Origin of the sequence: Streptococcus sp. 116-D4 (genome assembly GCF_009731465.1) — a bacterium.
Lineage (GTDB): Bacteria > Bacillota > Bacilli > Lactobacillales > Streptococcaceae > Streptococcus > Streptococcus pseudopneumoniae_E.
On record NZ_AP021887.1, the window covers coordinates 25,651 to 47,096 of the forward strand.

Annotated in this window: 18 protein-coding genes and 3 pseudogenes; 18 read left to right on the forward strand and 3 right to left on the reverse strand. The window is 41.3% G+C overall.

The genetic code is table 11. The features are described 5' to 3' along the window. Position 1: 1 nt before the first annotated feature. The 11 genes and pseudogenes from radA to UKS_RS09755 all read left to right on the forward strand — a co-directional run bounded on the left by radA (position 2) and on the right by UKS_RS09755 (position 10,590). The gene (radA, locus tag UKS_RS00135; RefSeq protein ID WP_156011312.1) at positions 2–1,363 is read left to right on the forward strand and encodes a DNA repair protein RadA; all 1,362 of its coding nucleotides are present in this window, start codon (positions 2–4) and stop codon (positions 1,361–1,363) included. 72 nt (positions 1,364–1,435) lie between these two features. After that, a complete protein-coding gene (locus UKS_RS00140) occupies positions 1,436–1,933 on the forward strand; it encodes a beta-class carbonic anhydrase (RefSeq protein WP_049495678.1) in 498 nt (165 codons plus the stop codon). 24 nt (positions 1,934–1,957) lie between these two features. Continuing rightward, the gene (locus UKS_RS00145; protein ID WP_156011313.1) at positions 1,958–2,776 is read left to right on the forward strand and encodes a PrsW family intramembrane metalloprotease; all 819 of its coding nucleotides are present in this window, start codon (positions 1,958–1,960) and stop codon (positions 2,774–2,776) included. Between the two features lie 145 nt (positions 2,777–2,921). Beyond that, complete coding sequence (locus tag UKS_RS00150) at positions 2,922–3,890, forward strand: ribose-phosphate diphosphokinase (protein WP_156011314.1); 969 nt, start codon at positions 2,922–2,924, stop codon at positions 3,888–3,890. A 118-nt stretch (positions 3,891–4,008) separates the two neighbouring features. Further along, complete coding sequence (locus UKS_RS00155; RefSeq protein ID WP_156011315.1) at positions 4,009–4,959, forward strand: Rpn family recombination-promoting nuclease/putative transposase; 951 nt, start codon at positions 4,009–4,011, stop codon at positions 4,957–4,959. A gap of 7 nt (positions 4,960–4,966) precedes the next feature. Next, positions 4,967–5,299, forward strand: a pseudogene (locus tag UKS_RS09985) (Rpn family recombination-promoting nuclease/putative transposase); the annotation flags it as partial. A 373-nt stretch (positions 5,300–5,672) separates the two neighbouring features. Next, positions 5,673–6,605: an N-acetylmuramoyl-L-alanine amidase family protein gene (locus UKS_RS09990; protein WP_156011317.1), complete on the forward strand. Its 933-nt coding sequence runs from the start codon at positions 5,673–5,675 to the stop codon at positions 6,603–6,605. 475 nt (positions 6,606–7,080) lie between these two features. Beyond that, positions 7,081–7,509 (forward strand): annotated as a pseudogene (locus UKS_RS09995) (hypothetical protein); the annotation flags it as partial. Beyond that, positions 7,507–7,686: an N-acetylmuramoyl-L-alanine amidase family protein gene (locus UKS_RS10000; RefSeq protein ID WP_443031390.1), complete on the forward strand. Its 180-nt coding sequence runs from the start codon at positions 7,507–7,509 to the stop codon at positions 7,684–7,686. The pseudogene UKS_RS09995 and the gene UKS_RS10000, both read left to right, overlap by 3 nt. A 35-nt stretch (positions 7,687–7,721) precedes the next feature. Further along, complete coding sequence (locus tag UKS_RS00175; RefSeq protein ID WP_156011319.1) at positions 7,722–9,092, forward strand: N-acetylmuramoyl-L-alanine amidase family protein; 1,371 nt, start codon at positions 7,722–7,724, stop codon at positions 9,090–9,092. 127 nt (positions 9,093–9,219) lie between these two features. After that, entirely contained in the window at positions 9,220–10,590 is a 1,371-nt protein-coding gene (locus UKS_RS09755) for an LPXTG cell wall anchor domain-containing protein (RefSeq protein ID WP_225905603.1), read from the forward strand. A 139-nt stretch (positions 10,591–10,729) separates the two neighbouring features. Here the strand turns inward: UKS_RS09755 and UKS_RS10005 are convergent. Together UKS_RS10005 and UKS_RS00190 are read right to left on the reverse strand one after the other, a co-directional pair. After that, positions 10,730–11,098 (reverse strand): annotated as a pseudogene (locus tag UKS_RS10005) (Rpn family recombination-promoting nuclease/putative transposase); the annotation flags it as partial. Then, positions 11,095–11,985 (reverse strand): Rpn family recombination-promoting nuclease/putative transposase, encoded by an 891-nt coding sequence (locus tag UKS_RS00190; protein WP_156011321.1) that lies wholly within the window; start codon positions 11,983–11,985, stop codon positions 11,095–11,097. The gene UKS_RS00190 and the pseudogene UKS_RS10005, both read right to left, overlap by 4 nt. A 147-nt stretch (positions 11,986–12,132) precedes the next feature. Here UKS_RS00190 and polA point away from each other — a divergent pair, with 147 nt between their 5' ends. Both polA and UKS_RS00200 read left to right on the forward strand, forming a co-directional pair. Further along, positions 12,133–14,766: a DNA polymerase I gene (gene polA / locus UKS_RS00195; protein ID WP_156011322.1), complete on the forward strand. Its 2,634-nt coding sequence runs from the start codon at positions 12,133–12,135 to the stop codon at positions 14,764–14,766. Positions 14,767–14,850: 84 nt separating this feature from the next. Next, entirely contained in the window at positions 14,851–15,288 is a 438-nt protein-coding gene (locus UKS_RS00200) for a CoA-binding protein (protein WP_000076477.1), read from the forward strand. A gap of 175 nt (positions 15,289–15,463) precedes the next feature. On the opposite strand, the gene UKS_RS00205 is transcribed toward UKS_RS00200, so the two are convergent. Further along, positions 15,464–16,474 (reverse strand): YeiH family protein, encoded by a 1,011-nt coding sequence (locus UKS_RS00205; RefSeq protein WP_156011323.1) that lies wholly within the window; start codon positions 16,472–16,474, stop codon positions 15,464–15,466. A 148-nt stretch (positions 16,475–16,622) separates the two neighbouring features. Between UKS_RS00205 and UKS_RS00210 the strand changes: the two genes are divergently transcribed. From UKS_RS00210 to UKS_RS00230, 5 genes are all read left to right on the forward strand, one after another. Beyond that, the gene (locus UKS_RS00210) at positions 16,623–17,792 is read left to right on the forward strand and encodes a pyridoxal phosphate-dependent aminotransferase (protein WP_156011324.1); all 1,170 of its coding nucleotides are present in this window, start codon (positions 16,623–16,625) and stop codon (positions 17,790–17,792) included. Continuing rightward, positions 17,789–18,559: a DNA repair protein RecO gene (gene recO / locus UKS_RS00215; protein WP_049495655.1), complete on the forward strand. Its 771-nt coding sequence runs from the start codon at positions 17,789–17,791 to the stop codon at positions 18,557–18,559. Before UKS_RS00210 ends, recO begins: the two co-directional genes overlap by 4 nt. Then, positions 18,556–19,548: a phosphate acyltransferase PlsX gene (plsX, locus tag UKS_RS00220; protein ID WP_156011325.1), complete on the forward strand. Its 993-nt coding sequence runs from the start codon at positions 18,556–18,558 to the stop codon at positions 19,546–19,548. The genes recO and plsX overlap by 4 nt, the downstream gene beginning before the upstream one ends. Before the next feature lie 5 nt (positions 19,549–19,553). Next, positions 19,554–19,787, forward strand: coding sequence for an acyl carrier protein (locus UKS_RS00225; protein WP_049495652.1), 234 nt, complete (start codon positions 19,554–19,556; stop codon positions 19,785–19,787). A gap of 422 nt (positions 19,788–20,209) precedes the next feature. Continuing rightward, positions 20,210–21,391: an N-acetylmuramoyl-L-alanine amidase family protein gene (locus tag UKS_RS00230; protein ID WP_156011326.1), complete on the forward strand. Its 1,182-nt coding sequence runs from the start codon at positions 20,210–20,212 to the stop codon at positions 21,389–21,391. The last annotated feature ends 55 nt before the right edge of the window (positions 21,392–21,446 follow it).

Here is a 21,446-nt window from a genome sequence, read left to right on the forward strand (position 1 = left end):
CATCGCAAAGAAAAAAGCGACATTTGTATGTCAAAATTGTGGGTATAATTCCCCTAAATATCTGGGACGTTGTCCCAACTGTGGGTCTTGGTCTTCTTTTGTAGAAGAGGTTGAGGTTGCCGAGGTCAAAAATGCGCGTGTGTCCTTGACAGGTGAGAAAACCAAACCCATGAAACTGGCTGAAGTGACTTCCATCAATGTCAATCGAACCAAGACAGAGATGGAGGAGTTCAATCGTGTGCTTGGAGGCGGAGTGGTACCAGGAAGTCTTGTTCTTATCGGTGGGGATCCTGGGATTGGGAAATCAACCCTTCTCTTACAAGTCTCAACCCAGCTGTCTCAAGTAGGGACAGTTCTCTACGTCAGTGGGGAGGAGTCTGCCCAGCAGATTAAACTACGTGCAGAGCGTTTGGGAGATATTGATAGCGAGTTTTATCTCTATGCAGAGACCAATATGCAGAGTGTTCGCGCAGAGGTGGAGCACATCCAGCCAGATTTTCTCATCATCGACTCCATCCAAACCATTATGTCTCCTGAAATTTCAGGGGTGCAGGGGTCTGTTTCTCAAGTGCGTGAGGTGACAGCGGAGCTCATGCAGCTGGCTAAGACCAATAACATCGCCATCTTTATCGTCGGCCATGTGACCAAGGAAGGAACCTTGGCGGGTCCGCGTATGTTGGAGCATATGGTGGACACGGTGCTTTACTTTGAAGGGGAACGCCACCATACCTTCCGTATCTTGAGAGCAGTCAAAAATCGTTTTGGTTCCACTAATGAGATTGGCATCTTTGAGATGCAGTCGGGTGGCTTGGTTGAGGTTCTCAATCCGAGTCAAGTTTTCCTAGAAGAGCGTTTGGATGGAGCGACTGGCTCGTCAATCGTTGTGACCATGGAAGGGACGCGTCCGATTTTAGCAGAGGTACAGGCCTTGGTAACACCGACCATGTTTGGAAATGCCAAGCGTACGACGACAGGTCTTGACTTCAATCGCGCTAGTCTGATTATGGCTGTTTTGGAAAAACGGGCAGGTCTTCTCTTGCAAAATCAGGATGCTTATCTCAAATCTGCTGGCGGTGTCAAATTGGATGAACCTGCCATTGACTTAGCCGTCGCGGTTGCCATTGCTTCGAGTTATAAAGACAAGCCAACTAATCCTCAGGAATGTTTTGTAGGAGAATTAGGTTTGACTGGAGAAATTCGGCGTGTGAATCGTATCGAGCAGCGCATCAATGAAGCTGCTAAACTGGGATTTACAAAAATCTATGTACCTAAGAATTCCTTGACAGGAATCACTCCGCCTAAGGAAATTCAGGTCATTGGAGTAACAACGATTCAAGAAGTTTTGAAAAAGGTCTTTGCATAATTCGTGACAAATCCTCTTAAAAATGATAAGATAGGAGAAATATTTGACTATCAAATTTTCAAGGAGGGAATCGTGTCGTATTTTGAACAGTTTATGCAAGCCAATCAGGCTTATGTTGCCCTACATGGGCAATTAAATCTGCCACTTAAACCTAAAACTAGAGTAGCCATTGTGACCTGTATGGACTCACGTTTGCACGTTGCACAAGCTCTGGGCTTGGCACTTGGGGATGCTCATATCTTGCGAAATGCAGGTGGTCGAGTGACTGAGGACATGATTCGTTCGCTAGTTATTTCCCAGCAACAAATGGGGACAAGAGAGATTGTGGTATTGCACCATACAGACTGTGGTGCTCAGACTTTTGAAAATGGCCCTTTTCAGGAGTATTTAAAAGAGGAACTAGGTGTTGATGTGTCAGACCAGGACTTTTTGCCTTTCCAAAATATAGAGGAGAGTGTACGCGAGGACATGCAACTCCTTATCGAGTCCCCCCTAATACCAGATGATGTCATTATCTCTGGTGCTATTTACGATGTAGATACAGGAAATATGACAGTCGTAGAATTATAAATACTTGATTTAGAAAGAAAGTGTATGAAAAAAAATAGTATTTTATTTATTTTTATCTTATTGCTATGTATTGGTTTACAGTATGAAACCATCTACTATACGGACGGTTCGATGTCAGGTGCGGAATATAGACTAATGGGAGTTTCTATCTTTCTAGCTCTTTTTTACATGATTCCGGCTCTTTATTTCCTTTTCCGTTTTGGAAAAAAGTGGGAATTGCCAAAGAAGGCCTTGATCTTGTCTCTATTGGGTGGAATGTTCCTTTCAGGCTGGTTGTCTAGCTTTGCGAATACCTATATCCATGATTTACTGGGTGTTCTTTTCCCAGATAGTGCATTTTTAAATACCTTTGAAAGTGCGATTGTGGCTCCTTTGGTAGAAGAACCCTTGAAATTGTTGCCACTTATCTTTGTTTTAGCTTTGATTCCTGTGCGAAAATTAAAATCTTTGTTTTTATTAGGGATTGCTTCTGGTTTGGGATTTCAAATGATTGAGGATATTGGCTATATTCGTACGGATTTGCCAGAGGGATTTGACTTTACTATTTCAAGAATTTTAGAGCGTATCATCTCAGGAATTGCCTCTCATTGGACTTTTTCAGGTCTGGCTGTAGTAGGTGTTTACTTGCTTTACAGAGCCTATTATAAAGGGCAGAAGGTTGGTAAGAAAGAGGGGCTTATTTTCCTAGGTTTAGCCTTAGGAACTCACTTCTTGTTTAACTCTCCTTTTGTTGAATTAGAGACAGAGTTGCCTTTAGCGATTCCAGTGGTTACGGCTATTACTCTTTATGGTTTTTATCAGGCTTATCGCTTTGTTGAGAAGCACAATGAGTTGATGAACTAGAATATTTTTCAAAAGAATGATGCAAGGGGACAAATATGGTGCCCTTCTTTTATTTTTGATTGAAAAATAGTGCAAAAAGCGCTACAATGGTAGATGGAAAAATCTTGTGAAAAGCACAAGCGATACATATATACCGGAGGAAATCATGTCTTTTTCTGATTTAAAGCTGTTTGCCCTTTCTTCTAATCAAGAATTGGCAGAGCGTGTGGCGCAGGAGATTGGGATAGAGTTGGGGAAATCAAGTGTTCGCCAATTTTCAGATGGAGAGATTCAGGTCAACATCGAAGAATCAATCCGTGGGAAACACGTCTTTATCCTACAATCAACTAGTTCGCCTGTAAATGACAATCTGCTTGAAATTTTGATTATGGTAGATGCTTTGAAGCGTGCGAGTGCAGAATCTGTCAATGTTGTCATGCCTTACTATGGGTATGCACGTCAGGATAGAAAGGCGAGAGCGCGTGAGCCAATCACTTCAAAACTTGTCGCAAATATGCTTGAAGTAGCTGGAGTGGATCGCTTATTGACCATCGACTTGCATGCTGCGCAGATTCAAGGATTCTTTGATATTCCTGTGGATCATTTGATGGGGGCTCCTCTGATTGCGGATTATTTTGAGCGTCGTGGCATGGTTGGTTCTGACTATGTGGTTGTCAGCCCAGACCATGGAGGGGTAACTCGTGCCCGTAAGTTGGCAGAATTTTTGAAAACACCTATCGCTATCATTGACAAACGTCGTAGCGTTGATAAGATGAATACTAGTGAAGTTATGAACATCATCGGTAAGGTTGAAGGTAAGACTTGTATCTTGATTGATGATATGATTGATACTGCTGGAACGATTTGTCATGCGGCAGATGCCCTTGCAGAAGCTGGTGCTGTTGAAGTCTATGCAAGTTGTACGCACCCAGTTCTTTCTGGCCCTGCTATGGACAATATCCAAAAATCAGCTATCAAGAAATTGGTTGTTTTGGATACCATCTATCTGCCAGAAGAGCGTTTGATTGATAAGATTGAGCAGATTTCGATCGCTCATCTCCTAGGGGATGCTATCATACGTATCCATGAAAAACGTCCACTTTCTCCACTTTTCGGTATTGAGAAAAAGATTTAATGACCAAGCCTGAGATGATTCTCAGGCTTTTTTCAATCTTTTTCCGAATAAATAGATAGAGCCAGAGAATCCAGTAAACTTAGATTTAAAACTGTGGTATAATAAAAGGAGGAAAAGGATGATTCTAAGACATCCAGGCATCAGCCCAACCAATGATTTGGTTGCTAAGAAAATTTTTAGCAATCCAGAAATCACTTGTCAATTTATTCGTGATATGCTGGATTTGCCAGCAAAAAATGTGACGATTTTGGAGGGAAGCAATATTCACGTATTGCCTTCCCTGCCTTACTCGGCCCAAGATTTCTATACCAGTATAGACGTTTTGGCTGAACTAGAAAATGAAACGCAGGTAATTATTGAAATTCAGGTGCATCATCAGAATTTTTTCATTAATCGTTTATGGGCTTACTTGTGCAGTCAGGTCAATCAAAACCTAGAAAAAATCCGTCAGCAAGAGGGCAACACTCACCAGAGCTACAAACACATCGCACCAGTATACGCTATCGCCATTGTAGATAGCAATTATTTCTCAGATGATTTGGCTTTTCATAGCTTTAGTATGCGCGAGGATTCGACGGGTGAAGTTTTAACCATCACAAACAATGGACAAGAAAACCATCTAGTCAAGATGGCGTTCTTGGAACTTAAAAAATACAGAGAAACCAGCAAAGACAAGGTTCGCAAGCCGTGGTTGGAGTTTTTCGGGAATAAACCCTTTACTCAGCAACCCGAGCGAGCCATCAGCCAAGCAGACCAACTGCTAGACTATAAGAGCTGGTCCGAGGAGGACAGGAAAATGTTTAGTCAACTACGTATGCGAGAAGAACAAGCCTTGTTGGCACAGGACTATGCCTTGGAACAAGCTGAGGAAAAGGGCTTAGAGCGTGGTCTTGAACGTGGTCGTGCAGAAGGGATTGAACAGGGACTGGAGCGTGGAAAAGTTGAAGGAAGTTTGTCTATGCTACTAAATCTAGTCCGTCAAGGTCTTCTGACACCTGAGGTTGCCAGCCAGCAGTTGGGAATGACTGTCGCTGAGTTTGAGGCACTATTGAAAGATCATCATAAATAAGACCTAAAAACACAGAGAAACCAGCAAAGACAAGGTTCGCAAGCCGTGGTTGGAGTTTTTCGGGAATAAACCCTTTACCCAGCAACCCGAGCGAGCCATCAGCCAAGCAGACCAACTGCTAGACTATAAGAGCTGGTCCGAGGAGGACAGGAAAATGTTTAGTGAACAACGCAGACGCGAAGAACAAGCTTTGTTAGCACATGACTATGCTTTGGAACAAGCTGAAGAAAAAGGACTGAAAAAAGGATTAGTAAATCTTGTTCGCCAGCATCTTTTAACCGCTGAGGTTGCAAGTCAGCAATTAGGCATGACGGTCGCTGAGTTTGAGGCCTTGCTATAAGGTCACACTTTAAATAGTAGAAAGTTGATGAAATGGCAAGTTCTTATCAAAAAATTTGCCATTTTTACTTGACATTTAGAAGTGTTTATAAGATAATACCTTAGACGTGAGTTCTGTCCAACTGTCTATGTGGATTAAATATGAATGATTTTACTCAAGGATGATCAGTTTGTGAGATTTTCACTTGGTAAATACAGTATTTGACGGGTATTTTTTCTCACAAAAATGTTTTTTTCACTTTTTTTTCTAAAAATGGGTAAAAACTTTAAAAACTAGATGAAAACCCTTGACAAATCCTGAAAATATTTATATAATGTATGGTAGTAAGATAGTCTTACGAAAATATTATAATAAAAATGAAGGAGATAAAACGATGAAAAAAGTTTTATTGACAAGCGCAGTCGCTCTTGCAGCATTTAGTGCTGTACAAGCCGTTTCAGCTACTTCAGCAGATTCATTTGGTGGTTACAACCCAGATGGAAGTCCTAAAGTTAGTGTAACTGGACAAAAAGATAATCCAAACAACCGTTTTGGTTATGGTTATGCAATTGGTGCTAAATACATCCGTTACGACCGTGATGCAGCACATGGTTTCGACCGTCATGTTCGCGTAACTGTTGTTGATGGTGGTGGACGTCCAGTTCCAAACGTAGAAGTTGACTTCTTCTTGAAACCAGCTTCAGGTGAACAAAAACCAGAATACTTTACTGCAAAAACTGACCAATCAGGTGACGCAGAACTTCCAACAACTTTCAAAGCTGGTGAAGTAATTCAATACCGTGTTGCTAAAACAGCTACTGATTTTAAAGAAGCAGTAGAACTTGTTGGTGAATTTACTGTTGAAGCTGGTACTTCTGTATCTGGTTCATTGTACACAAATGGTCGTATTGTATTGCCATACAAACTTGATGATCGTGCAGCACAAATTGGTAACCAAACTACAGCTTCTCAATACGGTTGGGCTAACACAGCTGAAGGTTGGAAATACTTCGAAAATGCTGCAGCTGTTAAAGGTTGGAAACAAGTTGACGGTAAATGGTACTTCTTTAACGCTGAAGGCGTAATGCAAAAATGGTGGGTTAAAGATGGTAACACTTGGTACTTCCTAAACGGATCAGGTCAAATGCAAACTGGTTGGTTGCTTGACGGTGGCAAATGGTACTTCCTTGAAGCATCAGGTGCTATGAAAGCTAGCCAATGGTTTGAAGTAGCTGGTAAATGGTACCATGTTGATGGTTCAGGTGCCCTTTCAGTGAACACAACTGTTGACGGTTACAACGTAAACGCAAACGGTGAATGGGTATAATCCTATAACTAGAATATAAAACAGGAGAGTTATCTCCTGTTTTTTCTTGCATTTATCTTGTATAAGTATTATAATAGTTAAAAATAATAGGAGGTTTCCAATGAAATCAAAAGTGTTGAAAATTTTATTAGGTGCAACCTTAGCAGGTACCAGCCTTGTTGGATCAAGAGTAACTGAAGTAAAAGCTTCGGAAACAAATGTTTATAAGACAGTTGTTTGGGTTACAAAACAGGAAGATGGTAAGGAAAAGGTCTTAAAAGAAGCTCAAACTTATGATTCATCAAAACCTGAAACATCATCTCCAGGTACTTTTTCAGGATATCAATTTTATACTTCTTCAATAGATGGAACTGTATTAAAACATTACTTTAAGCCAACAGTGACTATTTCGGGTGATAACGTTGATGGAATTTCTGTAAAACCTGATATTGTAAAACCATTTAAAGATACAGTCAAGGGTACTTCTTGGTTGGTCATGGAATCAGATGGAACTAGTAGAGAATTAAAAGCTTTTCTTCCTGCTACTGCTACCAAAAAAGCTGAAGAAGTTGAACATGGTACATTTAAAGGTTATCGTTTTGTAGAAACAAAGATTGATCAAGATGTTCGGAAACATTGGTTTGTAAAAGATGATAGTGTTGCTGGAACTGAAAAAGTGGAAGATAAACAGACAGGCTGGCAATTTATTACTAATAAATGGTATTTCTTTGATAATGATGGGATGAAGAAGACTGGCTGGTTGAATGATGGTAGCTGGTATTACCTAGCAGAAGATGGTAGTATGCAAACAGGTTGGAAATTTATTTCTAGTAAATGGTACTATCTCAATAGTGCTGGCTCTATGCAGACTGGCTGGTTAAATCAAGGTGGCAAATGGTACTATCTCTACTCCGACGGTGCTATGGCTACTGGTTGGGCAAAAGTAGATGGTGTCTGGTACTATCTAAATACTTCTGGTGCTATGGTGACTGGTTGGTTCCAAGCAGGTGGCAAGTGGTATTATGCCTATAGTTCAGGCGCTCTTGCAGTAAATACAACGATTAATGGCTACACTCTAAATGCAAATGGTGAGTGGGTGTAATATTATAAATGGAATAAGTGATAAAGAGGTAAAAGATGAAAGCAAAACATATCTTAGCAGTGGGGGCTGCAGGGGTAACATTACTTGGAGCTAGTACTTTATTAGCTTCAATTTCAGATGAACTAACAGTTTATGCTAGTCAAAAGACGGATGAAAATCCTAATCCAGAAAACTTTCGTAGTACACAATGGAGATATAGAGATAAATCTAATCTTCCATTAACTTTCAAATATGCTGAGAAATACTCAGGTGAACCAGGAGAATTTGCAGAATTTACCTATGTAAAAAGTTATTCGGATGGAGGTGTTTGGGTTCATGAGTTTGCTTTAAAAGCCGGTGCAACACCTCCAGCTTCGAATGATAACACATATGTTAATACAAATAGTACTGGTAGAAATAATACGGATCATGTAGACTATTCTGATTCTAACTCATCAACTAACCAAAAAAATGAGTACAAATGGTTAACTGTTGATGGGAAACCTCAACTTTATATTAATAATAATTTAGCTACAGGATGGCAAAAAGTTGATGGAAAAATCTATTATTTTGATGACAAAGGAGTCATGAAAACAGGAATCCTCGAACTCAAAGATAAACGCTATTACTTTGATGAAGATGGTGTAATGAAATCTGGTTGGGTCAATGAAGGTGGTAAGGATTACTATATTACTGATGATGGTTCTAAACCAACTACTATCATTGCAAAAGGTGAGAAGATTTACTACGTTAAAGAGGGGATTCAACAAACAGGTCTTCAACAGATTGATAAGAAGTGGTATTATTTATTGGCAGACGGTAGCCGTAAAACAGGTCTCGTTCAAGATACAAATAAGAAATGGTACTATATTACAAATGATGGCGAACGTAAAGTTGGTCTCGTAAAAGATAGTGACGGTACTTACCATTATCTTACTCCAGAAGGTGAACGTAAAACAGGTTCTATTACTATCAACGGTGTGACTTATCGTTTAGCGGATCGTTCAAGTAGCAAGCCAGGATGGAATAAAATTGATGGCAAATGGTACTATTATGATGCGGAAGATAACATGAAGACAGGTTGGATTAAAGATGGCTCATGGTACTACTTGGATGCTTCTGGTGTAATGAAGACAGGTTGGCAAAAAGTTGATGGGGTATGGTATTATCTCAATGGTTCAGGTGCTATGCAGACAGGTTGGTTGAACCAAGATGGTACTTGGTACTACCTCAATGGTTCAGGTGCTATGCAAACTGGCTGGGCTAAAGTTGGTGGTACTTGGTATTACCTTAAAGGCTCAGGTGCTATGGTAACTGGTTGGTTCCAAGTAGGTGGTAAATGGTACTATGCCTATAGTTCAGGTGCCCTTGCAGTAAGCACTACAGTTAACGGTTACTATGTAAATGCCAATGGTGAGTGGGTGTAATGGATATAATAAAGAAATAAGGGGAAATTCCTCTTATTTTTTTGTCAATAAGAAGGTTATTTCTTGATTTTTCCGAAAGAAAATGGTAAAATGAAAGCAAAAAGATATTAAAGGTGGTAAATACTTTATGGATAAGAAAAAACTTTTCACTGCTAGCTTGGCTAGTGTAGCTGTTCTGGGAGCAGGTTTCTTTGCTTCTCACCCGTCAGTTGTAAAAGCTGAAGAAACAGCTCCAGCTGAAGTAACTAAAGAGGACGTTGCTGCTTATTTTACAGATTTAGAAAATCAAGCTGAAGAAGCTATTAATAAAAATGATAAAATTACTGATAAAGAAGCAGCAATCTTAGAAGCTAAAGCAGCTATCGGTAAAGAGGATTTATTAAAAGCTATTGATGAAAAACAAATTACACCTGATGAAGTGCTAAAAGACTTAGCAGAAGCTAGCAAGACTGAATCAGATGAAGCAGAACCAGGTAAATATGGTGCTAACTATGCACCTCAAGAAGTTACAAATAAAAAACCTGCTCCAGAAGCTACATTAGTTCGTAATGAAAAAGGTGAAGTAATCGGAGTTGAACCAGGAAAAAATGGTGGAATTGATGCTGATGCTCAAGATAAAATCAACAAACGTTTAGATGAAGAAAAAACAGATGTTAAAGATGCAGAAGAAAGATTAACTGCAGCTAAACATGATGAAAAAGAAGCTGAAAGCAACAGAGAAGAAGCTAAAGCAAAAGTTGAATCAGCTAAAGAAAATGTGAAAGCAGCTCAAGAAGAATTAGCTGCTGCAAAAGAAGCTAAAGATGAAACAGCAATAAAAGAAGCAGAAGCAACTTTAAAACAAGCAGAAAAAGAAGCAGAAGAAGCTAAAGCTGCATTAGAACAAGCAGATGAAGATTATTATTCATATGTTGCAGACCGTGAAGCGGAAGAAGTTCGTGTATTACGTCGTCAAATTGAAAAAGATAAAGCTGATGGAAAAGACACTAAAGCATTAGAAGAAGAACTTGATATTGCTTTAAATGGTGTAAAACCACTTGTACAACCAGAACTTCCTCTTTATGTTGAATCAGAGCAACCTAAACAAGAGCAGCCTAAATTACCAAATAATGGTGGCCCTTACCCAGGTGATCGTTATATTATTAACAAATCAGCGGGGACTAAGGCTACAACACCTGCAGAGGCTCCAGCTGCAACACCAGCTGCTCCTGGAACAGATGCTTCAGCTACAACACCTGCAGAGGCTCCAGCTGCAACACCAGCTGCTCCTGGAACAGATGCTTCAGCTACATCAACAGCAGAAACACCAGCAACTCCTGCGGTTGCACCAACTGTAGCAGGTACTAATAAAGATAATACATATCAAGCTCCAGCTGCGAAAGCAGAAGATAAGAAAGAACTTCCTAACACTGGTGGTAAAGATAATGTTGCAGTTGCCTCATTAGGATTCCTTGGATTGCTCCTTGGTGCCCTTCCATTTGTGAAACGCAAAAACTAATCAGTTGAAGATATAAAAGAGAAGGATTTATGCCCTTCTCTTTTTGTGATATGGACTATAGTGAGAGTTCTATTGAAAGAAGAAAAAAGTGAACAGAACGATATTTTAGTCTTGTTCACTTTTATGTTATTCTATAAACTTACAATAAGGCCTCAAATTCAGAGACAGTCATACTCAACTGCTGGCTAGCAACCTCTGAGGTCAGAAGGTCTTGACGGACTAGATTTAATAGCATAGACAAACTTCCTTCAACTTTCCCACGCTCTAAACCTTTTTCTTCAGCTTGTTCCAAAGCATAGTCCTGCGCTAACAAGGCTTGTTCTTCGCGTCTGCGTTGTTCACTAAACATTTTCCTGTCCTCCTCGGACCAGCTCTTATAGTCTAGCAGTTGGTCTGCTTGGCTGATGGCTCGCTCGGGTTGCTGGGTAAAGGGTTTATTCCCGAAAAACTCCAACCACGGCTTGCGAACCTTGTCTTTGCTGGTTTCTCTGTACTTTTTAGTTCTTATTTGTGATGCTCTTTCAATAGTTCTTCAAATTCAGAGACAGTTATTTCCAACTGCTCACTAGCAAATTCGGAAGTTAAAACATGTTGGCGCACTAAATCAAGAAAGGTAAATATTTTCCCACGCTCTAGGCCTTTTTCTTCAGCTTGTTCCAAAGCATAGTTCTGTGCTAACAAGGCTTGTTCTTCGCGTCTGCGTTGTTCACTAAACATTTTCCTGTCCTCCTCGGACCAGCTTTTGTAGTCTAGCAGTTGATCTGCCTGACTGATGGCTCGCTCAGGTTGCTGGGTAAAGGGTTTGTTCCCGAAAAACTCCAACCATGGCTTGCGAACCTTGTCTTTGCTGGTTTCTCTGTATTTTTTTAGTTCCAAGAATGCCATCTTGACCAGATGGTTTTCCTGACCGTTGTTTGTAATTGTTAAAACCTCACCTGTTGTGTCCTCGCGCATACTAAAGCTATGAAAAGCCAAATCATCTGAGAAATAATTGCTATCTACAATGGCGATAGCGTATACTGGTGCGATGTGTTTGTAGCTCTGGTGAGTGTTGCCCTCTTGCTGACGGATTTTTTCTAGGTTTTGATTGACCTGACTGCACAGGTAAGCCCATAAACGATTAATGAAAAAATTCTGATGATGCACCTGAATTTCAATAATTACCTGCGTTTCATTTTCTAGTTCAGCCAAAACGTCTATACTGGTATAGAAATCTTGGGCCGAGTAAGGCAGGGAAGGCAATACGTGAATATTGCTTCCCTCCAAAATCGTCACATTTTTTGCTGGCAAGTCCAGCATATCGCGAATAAATTGACAAGTGATTTCTGGATTGCTAAATATTTTCTTAGCTACCAAGTCATTGGTTGGGCTGATGCTCGGATGTCTTAGAATCATCCTTTTCCTCCTTTTATTATACCACAGTTTTAAATCTAAGTTTACTGGATTCTCTGGCTCTATCTATTTATTCGGAAAAAGATTGAAAAATACTTGATCTGGCTCTTCCCAATGGTATTTTTTGGTGCTTTCCTTTATAATGGGTGTATGGATAAGAAAAAATTATTATTGATTGATGGGTCTTCTGTTGCTTTTCGGGCGTTTTTTGCGCTTTATCAACAGTTGGACCGTTTTAAGAATGCGGCTGGCTTGCATACCAATGCGATTTATGGCTTTCAGTTGATGTTGAGCCATTTGTTGGAGAGGGTTGAACCTAGTCATATTTTGGTGGCTTTTGATGCAGGAAAGACGACCTTTCGGACAGAGATGTATGCGGACTATAAGGGTGGTCGGGCTAAGACTCCGGATGAGTTTCGTGAGCAATTTCCCTTTATTCGTGAGTTGCTGGATCATATGGGGATTCGTCACTATGAGTTGGCTCAGTATGAGGCGGATGATATCATTGGGACACTGGATAAGCTAGCAGAGCAGGATGGTTTTGATATTACCATTGTCAGTGGGGACAAGGATTTGATTCAACTGACGGATGAGCATACAGTGGTTGAGATTTCCAAGAAAGGTGTGGCTGAGTTTGAGGCTTTTACGCCAGACTATCTCATGGAAAAGATGGGCATTACACCGACGCAGTTTATCGATCTAAAGGCGCTCATGGGTGATAAGTCGGATAATATCCCTGGGGTGACCAAAATCGGGGAAAAGACGGGTATCAAGCTCTTGCTGGAGCATGGCTCACTCGAGGGGATTTATGAAAATATCGATGGGATGAAGGCTTCTAAGATGAAGGAGAATCTCATCAATGATAAGGAACAGGCCTTTTTGTCAAAAACACTGGCTACCATTGATACCAAGGCACCAATTGAGATTGGTTTGGACGATGTGGTCTATAGTGGTCCAGATGTGGAAAATCTTGGGAAATTCTACGATGAGATGGGCTTCAAACAGCTCAAGCAGGCTTTAAATGTGTCGTCAGCTGATGTGGCTGAGAGTTTGGACTTTGCTATCGTTGACCAAATCAGTCAAGACATGATGAGTGAAGAGTCTATTTTCAATTTTGAGCTTTTTGGTGAGAATTACCATACGGATGATTTGGTTGGCTTTGCCTGGTCTTGTGGAGAAAAGCTCTATGCCACAGATAAACTTGAGCTTTTGCAAGAGCCGATTTTCAAGGACTTTTTAGAAAAAACACCTCTGAGAGTGTATGACTTTAAGAAGACTAAAGTTCTCTTGAATCGTTTTGGTCTGGATTTGCAAGCACCTGCCTTTGATAGTCGTTTGGCTAAATATCTCCTTTCGACTGTGGAGGACAATGAAATTGCGACTATCGCTAGTCTTTATGGTCAGACTTACTTGGTCGATGATGAGACTTTCTATGGTAAGGGTGTCAAGAAGGCCATTCCTGAACGCGAGAAATTCTTGGAACACCTAGCTCGCAAGGTTGCGGTATTGGTTGAAACCGAGCCTGTTTTACTTGAAAAACTCGGTGAACATGGACAGTTAGATCTCCTCTATGACATGGAGCAACCTCTGGCTTTTGTCCTTGCTAAGATGGAAATTGCTGGGATTACGGTCAAGAAAGAGACCTTGCTTGAGATGCAGGCTGAAAATGAGCTTGTTATTGAAAAACTGACTCAGGAGATTTACGAACTGGCTGGTGAGGAGTTTAATATCAACTCGCCTAAGCAGTTGGGCGTGCTTCTCTTTGAAAAATTGGGGCTACCTTTAGAATACACTAAGAAAACCAAGACAGGCTATTCGACAGCGGTGGATGTCTTGGAGCGTTTAGCTCCTATTGCGCCAATTGTTAAGAAAATTCTCGACTATCGTCAGATTGCTAAGATTCAGTCTACTTATGTGATTGGCTTGCAGGACTGGATTTTGCCTGATGGCAAGATTCATACTCGCTATGTGCAGGATTTGACCCAGACTGGGCGTTTGTCTAGTGTGGATCCAAACTTGCAAAATATTCCTGTGCGTTTGGAGCAGGGGCGTCTTATTCGGAAGGCTTTTGTACCTGAGTGGGAGGATAGTGTACTGCTTAGTTCGGACTATTCGCAGATTGAATTGCGCGTTTTGGCGCATATTTCTAAGGATGAGCACTTGATAAAGGCCTTCCAAGAGGGGGCAGATATCCATACTTCGACAGCCATGCGTGTTTTTGGCATTGAGCGTCCTGAGGATGTGACTGCAAACGACCGTCGCAATGCTAAGGCAGTTAACTTTGGAGTAGTTTATGGGATTTCAGACTTTGGTTTGTCTAATAATCTGGGCATTAGCCGTAAGGAGGCCAAAGCCTACATTGATACCTACTTTGAACGCTTCCCAGGTATTAAAAACTACATGGATGAAGTGGTGCGTGAGGCGCGTGATAAGGGCTATGTGGAGACCCTCTTCAAGCGTCGTCGTGAGTTGCCAGATATCAATTCGCGCAACTTTAATATTCGTGGTTTTGCGGAGCGGACTGCTATCAACTCTCCTATCCAGGGTTCGGCGGCAGATATTCTCAAGATTGCCATGATTCAGCTGGATAAAGCCTTGGTTGCAGGTGGTTATCAGACTAAGATGCTGTTACAAGTGCACGATGAAATCGTCCTTGAAGTTCCTAAATCTGAATTGGTAGAGATGAAAAAATTAGTCAAACAAACCATGGAAGAAGCTATTCAACTCAGTGTTCCCCTCATCGCAGATGAGAATGAAGGGGCAACCTGGTACGAGGCTAAATAAAAAGGGGGCTAGTCCTCCTTTTTTGTAGTAGAATTATGCAAGCCTTTTCAAATTGTGCTATACTGAAGAAAAAGGAGGATTTCTATGAGTCAAGAATTTATCAATCCAAGTGATGGCGTGATTCGTCAGTATCTCGCAACAAGTAAAACCCTTGCTGTGGTGGGCTTGTCAGACCGTGAGGAAACAACCAGCAATCGAGTAACCAAGGAAATGCAGGCTCGGGGTTATAAAATTATCCCAGTCAATCCCAAGGCGGCAGGTGGCGAAATATTGGGTGAAAAGGCTTATGCTAGCCTAGCAGAGATTCCTTTTCCTGTAGATATTGTCAATGTTTACCGTCGCAGTGAGTTTTTGCCAGATGTGGCGCGTGATTTTCTCAAGGCTGATGCAAAGATTTTTTGGGCACAGCTAGGACTTGAAAGTCTAGAAGCGGAAGAAATCTTACGTGCTGGTGGATGTGATGATATTGTGATGAATCGTTGCATCAAGAGAGAACATACACGCTTGATTGAGGAAGCATAAGAAAAAGGTAGCTGGTGGGCTACCTTTTGTGTTATACTCAATGAAAATCAAAGAGCAAACTAGCCGCAGGCTGCTCAAAACACTGTTTTGAGGTTGTGGATAGAACTGACGAAGTCAGTAACCATACCTACGGCAAGGCGATGTTGACATGATTTGAAGAGATTTTCGAAGAGTATTAGAAAATGCCGATAAGGGTCTGCATACCAAGACTAGTGAGGATGATGGCAATCCAGCAGATGGCTCCGAGAACAATGGATTTTCCGCTGGATTTGACCATAGCTACCAGATTGGTTTTGAGACCGATAGCACTCATGGCCATGATAATGAGGAATTTTGAGAGTTGTTTGAGTGGGGTGAAGAAGCTACTAGACATACCGAGAGAGGTCATGAGGGTAGTTAGGAGAGATGCAAGGATGAAGTAAAGGATAAAAAGTGGGAAGACTTTTTTCAATTGCAAGCCGTGCTTATTTTTTTGTTCACGACTTTGCCAGTAGGAGAGAAAGAGCGTGATGGGGATGATAGCCAGAGTACGTGTGAGTTTGACAATGGTTGCGGATTCGAGGGTATTGCTTTGGTAGAGGCTGTCCCAGGCGCTGGCTGTGGCGGTTACAGAGGAAGTATCATTGACCGCAGTTCCTGCAAAGAGGGCGAAGCCTTCATTGGATAGATGAAGCCAGGTACCTAGCGTTGGAAAGATGAGCGCAGCCAAGACATTGAAGAAAAAGATAACGGAAATGGCTTGGGCTACTTCCTTTTCCTTAGCATCAATAACAGGCGCTGTCGCCGCAATGGCAGAACCCCCACAGATGGAAGAACCTACTCCAACCAAGGTAGCCAGTTTTGTATCCAGTGCAAAGAAGCGCTGGAAGAAGTAGGCAATAATCAGAGCTATTGAGATAGTGGACAGGATGACAGGGAGCGAAGATTGGCCAACTGCGAAGACCTGCGAGATATTGAGACCAAAACCAAGCAAGACAACGGCATACTGGAGTAATTTCTTGGAACTAAAGGTCAATCCAGCATCCAGTTGTTTATGGGGCGAGAGAAAGGGATGTAGGAGCATGCCTATGAAAATGGCAAAAACAGGCGCGCCAATCACAGGGAAGAATCCTCCTAAGTACCAAGATACGATAGAAATGAGAAGGCAGGCCGAGATGCCTGCTCCATTTTTTGATAGAAATGACATAAAAACCTCCAAATAGAATCGATTACTATTATAGACATAAAAACAGGAAAAGTAAAATAGAAAGTGGGAAGTTATTCTATCATGTATTTTTGCGGTCGGGGGGCTTTTGTAGTATAATAGAGATACGTTTTGATAGTAGGAGGTATCTATGGACTTAACTAAGCGCTTTAATAAACAGTTAGATAAGATTCAAGTTTCCTTGATTCGTCAGTTTGATCAGGCTATTTCGGAGATTCCTGGGGTCTTGCGTTTGACCTTGGGGGAACCTGATTTTACAACGCCAGACCATATCAAGGAGGCGGCCAAGCAAGCCATTGACCAGAACCAATCCTACTATACAGGGATGAGTGGTCTGCTGACTCTACGTCAGGCAGCCAGTGACTTTGTTAAGGAAAAGTACCAACTGGACTATGCTCCTGAAAATGAAATCTTGGTTACAATTGGGGCGACAGAGGCTTTATCTGCTACTTTGACAGCTATTTTGGAAGAGGGAGACAAGGTACTCTTGCCAGCTCCTGCTTATCCGGGTTATGAACCAATTGTCAATCTAGTTGGGGCAGAGATTGTCGAGATTGATACGACTGAAAATGGGTTTGTCTTGACACCAGAAATGCTAGAGAAAGCTATTCTCGAGCAGGGAGACAAGCTCAAGTCGGTTATTCTCAACTATCCAGCCAATCCGACAGGAATTACCTATAGTCGGGAGCAGTTGGAAGCCTTGGCAGCTGTTTTACGCAAGTACGAAATTTTCGTTGTCTGTGATGAGGTTTACTCAGAATTGACCTATACAGGGGAAACTCATGTATCTCTAGGAACCATGTTGAGAGACCAGGCTATTATCATCAACGGTCTATCTAAATCCCATGCTATGACCGGTTGGCGTTTAGGCTTTATCTTTGCTCCAGCAAATTTCACGGCCCAGTTGATCAAGAGTCATCAGTACTTGGTAACTGCCGCAAATACCATGGCGCAACATGCTGCGGTGGAAGCCTTGACAGCTGGTAAAAACGATGCGGAACCGATGAAGAAGGAATACATCCAGCGTCGAGATTATATCATCGAGAAAATGACTGCTCTTGGTTTTGAGATTATCAAACCAGACGGTGCCTTCTATATCTTTGCTAAGATCCCAGCTGGCTACAATCAAAATTCTTTTGCCTTTCTGAAGGATTTTGCTCAGAAGAAGGCGGTTGCCTTTATCCCTGGAGCTGCCTTTGGGCGTTATGGAGAAGGTTATGTGCGCTTGTCTTATGCCGCTAGCATGGAGACTATCAAAGAAGCCATGAAACGACTTGAGGAGTACATGAGAGAAGCATGATTCAGTCTATCACGAGTCAAGGCTTGGTGCTCTACAATCGCAACTTTCGGGAGGATGACAAGCTAGTCAAGATTTTTACAGAGCAGGCTGGCAAACGCATGTTTTTTGTTAAACATGCTGGCCAGTCTAAGCTGGCACCTGTTATTCAGCCCTTAGTACTGGCACGATTTCTCTTGCGAATCAATGATGACGGGCTTAGCTATATCGAGGACTATCATGAGGTCATGACCTTTCCCAAGATCAATAGCGACCTCTTTGTCATGGCTTATGCGACTTATGTTGCAGCTCTTGCAGATGCTAGTTTGCAGGATAATCAGCAGGATGCTCCTTTGTTTGCTTTTTTGCAAAAGACTTTGGAATTGATGGAAGCTGGCTTGGATTACCAGATTTTGACCAATATTTTTGAAATTCAAATCTTGACTCGATTTGGGATCAGCCTCAATTTTAATGAGTGTGTCTTTTGCCATCGGGTCGGTCAGGCTTTTGACTTTTCTTTCAAATATGGAGCCTGCCTCTGTCCAGAGCATTATCATGAAGATGAGAGACGTTGCCATCTCAATCCCAACATTCCTTATCTGCTTAACCAATTTCAAGCCATTGATTTTGAAACCTTGGAGACCATTTCGCTCAAGCCTGAAATCAAGCAAGAGCTACGCCAATTTATGGATCAGCTCTATGAAGAGTACGTTGGGATTCACCTAAAATCAAAGAAATTTATTGATTCCCTAGCAGACTGGGGACAATTACTAAAAGAGGAAAACAAATGAAAAAAATCGCAGTAGATGCAATGGGTGGCGATTATGCACCTCAGGCCATCGTTGAGGGTGTCAATCAAGCCCTGGCTGACTTTTCAGATATTGAGGTTCAACTCTACGGAGATGAAGCTAAAATCAAGCAATATCTGACAACGACAGAGCGCGTCAGCATTATCCATACGGATGAGAAGATTGATTCGGACGATGAACCTACGAGGGCTATTCGGAAGAAAAAAAATGCCAGTATGGTCTTGGCGGCCAAGGCTGTCAAAGAAGGCGAAGCAGACGCTGTTCTCTCAGCTGGGAATACAGGTGCTTTGTTGGCAGCAGGATTCTTCATCGTGGGTCGTATCAAGAATATCGACAGTCCTGGACTTATGTCAACATTGCCGACCGTTGATGGGAAAGGTTTTGACATGCTGGACCTCGGTGCTAATGCAGAAAATACAGCCCAGCACCTCCATCAATATGCGGTTCTAGGTTCCTTCTATGCTAAAAATGTCCGTGGCATTGCGCAACCACGTGTAGGTTTGCTTAACAATGGGACAGAGAGTAGTAAGGGCGACCCGCTTCGTAAGGAAACTTATGAATTACTAGCCACTGATGAAAGTTTAAACTTTATCGGAAACGTGGAAGCGCGTGATTTGATGAATGGCGTTGCAGATGTTGTTGTGGCAGATGGTTTCACGGGAAACGCTGTGCTCAAATCCATCGAAGGGACAGCTATGGGAATCATGAGCTTACTCAAGACAGCTATAACAGGTGGTGGTCTTCGAGCGAAACTAGGCGCCCTCCTTCTCAAGGACAGCCTCAGAGGTTTGAAAAAACAGCTCAACTATTCAGATGTTGGTGGAGCAGTCTTGTTTGGTGTCAAGGCACCTGTTGTCAAAACTCATGGCTCAAGCGATGCCAAGGCTGTTTATAGTACGATTCGTCAGATCCGTACCATGCTAGAAACAGACGTAGTTGCCCAGACTGCGCGTGAATTTTCAGGAGAATAAAAAGGATGACAGAAAAAGAAATTTTTGACCGTATTGTGACCATTATCCAAGAACGACAGGGAGAAGACTTTGTCGTGACAGAATCCTTGAGTCTGAAAGACGATTTGGATGCTGATTCGGTAGATTTGATGGAATTTGTACTAACCATTGAGGACGAATTTGGAATCGAAATCAGTGATGAGGAAATTGACCAACTCCAAAGTGTGGGAGATGTGGTTAAAATCATTCAAGCAAAATAAAGATAAGAAGTTCCAAGGCATTTGCTTTGGAATTTTTTCTTTGGTTCAAGCGACCGTTTAGGAACAGATTTAGTCTTTCTAGGGACAGGAGAAATCTTGGGACAAATAAGGGGTATAATGAAATCAGAAAAATAAATCTCCAAAAAGGAGATAAGAAATGAAGATCAAATGAAAAAATCAATTGATCTCTGCTAGAACAAAAATGTTAATATAGTCATAATTTTAATTAACTTTCTTTTTTGCAGGACTATAATGTAGATATAAAAAAGGATTTATTTTATAGTTGAGGGAAAGTGATGGCTATGTACTTTTGATAAACTAGTCTTTATCTTATGTTCTTAGAAATTTTAGAAGTTCTATTTTGACTTCGTTTCTATTGGATTTTCTTACTTTGGATTTATCTATTTTAAGAGGAAATGGCTATGAAAAAATCTAAACTACTCACACTTGGTCTGCTTGCAGGTGCTGGTCTGCTTTTGTCTATTAACCAAGCACAGGCTGCAGATACTTGGGTTAAAAATGGTGCTGACTGGAATCTTTCACAAGATGGTAGTCTTGCCAAAAATAAATGGGTGCAAAACGCTGACTCTTGGTACCACTTTGACGCTTCTGGTAAAATGCAAACAGGCTGGTTCAAAGACGGTGATACATGGTATTCTCTAGCAGATAGTGGCGCTATGCGCACTGGCTGGTACAAGGAAGGCAACACATGGTACTCACTAGCAGATAGTGGTGCCATGCGTACTGGTTGGTACAAAGAAGGAGCTACTTGGTATTACCTCAAAGGCAGTGGCGCTATGGCAACAGGATGGGCGACTGCAAATGGTCAATGGTCTTACTTTGAAAAATCAGGTGCTATGGTCGCAGATAGAGCTGTTCCAGCCAGCGATGGGGAAAGTTATGTCATTGGCAAGGATGGTTATATGTTAACCAAACTTCCAAGTCAGGTTGAAGAATCTCAAACGGATGATACAATTATCACAAATATTGTTACTTTATCTGACGGGTATGATTATCATCTTATTCATACAAAAGATGGAGTCATTGTTGAAAAAAATGCTTGGTACATTAAGCCAGAGTTTAAAAAGTTTTCTAATAAATATGGGGATGTGGTTTCAAATATAACCTTAGCTTTAGTGGATAATAAAGATGAAGGACAAGAAATTGATCCTAAAGCTGTTATTCGTAATTTCCAAAATCTACCAGGTCGATATTACTTTGGAGCAGACGGTCGTCGAGTAACAAATTTTCCAGAAATGACCACCTATTTAGAGATTAAAAAAGTTGGCAATGATGTCTATTTAGAAAATCTAGATGCACGACTTCGTCTTGGAGCTACCAGCTTTACAATCAATAACAACAAACTATGCTATTTAGATGGTGATAATGGCAAGTTAAAAACAGGTTATTTCGCATTGATTGATGATAGACCAAGCTATCATCACTATCATATTCTTGTTTATGCAGACCAATCTGGTGAAATTCTTAAGATGAAACGATTACCAACAGGAATTTCAGATTATCTTAATAAAGAAATTGATGGTTTCTACGGTCAAACTGTTAAAATTGATAGTTCAACAGGCAATGTTTCTATTGTAAAATAAACTATCTGACAGAGTAAAACGAAAAAGCGAACAGTTTCGTTTGCTAGGAAATCAT

Excerpts from the sequence above, each read along its gene's own strand:
- UKS_RS00205 (WP_156011323.1), bottom strand. The coding sequence starts at position 16,474 with ATGTCATTTCTATCAAAAAATGGAGCAGGCATCTCGGCCTGCCTTCTC.
- UKS_RS00225 (WP_049495652.1), top strand. The coding sequence starts at position 19,554 with ATGACAGAAAAAGAAATTTTTGACCGTATTGTGACCATTATCCAAGAA.
- UKS_RS00155 (WP_156011315.1), top strand. The coding sequence starts at position 4,009 with ATGATTCTAAGACATCCAGGCATCAGCCCAACCAATGATTTGGTTGCT.
- UKS_RS00210 (WP_156011324.1), top strand. The coding sequence starts at position 16,623 with ATGGACTTAACTAAGCGCTTTAATAAACAGTTAGATAAGATTCAAGTT.
- UKS_RS00230 (WP_156011326.1), top strand. The coding sequence starts at position 20,210 with ATGAAAAAATCTAAACTACTCACACTTGGTCTGCTTGCAGGTGCTGGT.
- UKS_RS00190 (WP_156011321.1), bottom strand. The coding sequence starts at position 11,985 with ATGATTCTAAGACATCCGAGCATCAGCCCAACCAATGACTTGGTAGCT.
- UKS_RS09990 (WP_156011317.1), top strand. The coding sequence starts at position 5,673 with ATGAAAAAAGTTTTATTGACAAGCGCAGTCGCTCTTGCAGCATTTAGT.
- UKS_RS10000 (WP_443031390.1), top strand. The coding sequence starts at position 7,507 with ATGGCTACTGGTTGGGCAAAAGTAGATGGTGTCTGGTACTATCTAAAT.
- UKS_RS00145 (WP_156011313.1), top strand. The coding sequence starts at position 1,958 with ATGAAAAAAAATAGTATTTTATTTATTTTTATCTTATTGCTATGTATT.
- UKS_RS09755 (WP_225905603.1), top strand. The coding sequence starts at position 9,220 with ATGGATAAGAAAAAACTTTTCACTGCTAGCTTGGCTAGTGTAGCTGTT.
- UKS_RS00150 (WP_156011314.1), top strand. The coding sequence starts at position 2,922 with ATGTCTTTTTCTGATTTAAAGCTGTTTGCCCTTTCTTCTAATCAAGAA.
- UKS_RS00200 (WP_000076477.1), top strand. The coding sequence starts at position 14,851 with ATGAGTCAAGAATTTATCAATCCAAGTGATGGCGTGATTCGTCAGTAT.
- UKS_RS00175 (WP_156011319.1), top strand. The coding sequence starts at position 7,722 with ATGAAAGCAAAACATATCTTAGCAGTGGGGGCTGCAGGGGTAACATTA.
- recO (WP_049495655.1), top strand. The coding sequence starts at position 17,789 with ATGATTCAGTCTATCACGAGTCAAGGCTTGGTGCTCTACAATCGCAAC.
- polA (WP_156011322.1), top strand. The coding sequence starts at position 12,133 with ATGGATAAGAAAAAATTATTATTGATTGATGGGTCTTCTGTTGCTTTT.
- plsX (WP_156011325.1), top strand. The coding sequence starts at position 18,556 with ATGAAAAAAATCGCAGTAGATGCAATGGGTGGCGATTATGCACCTCAG.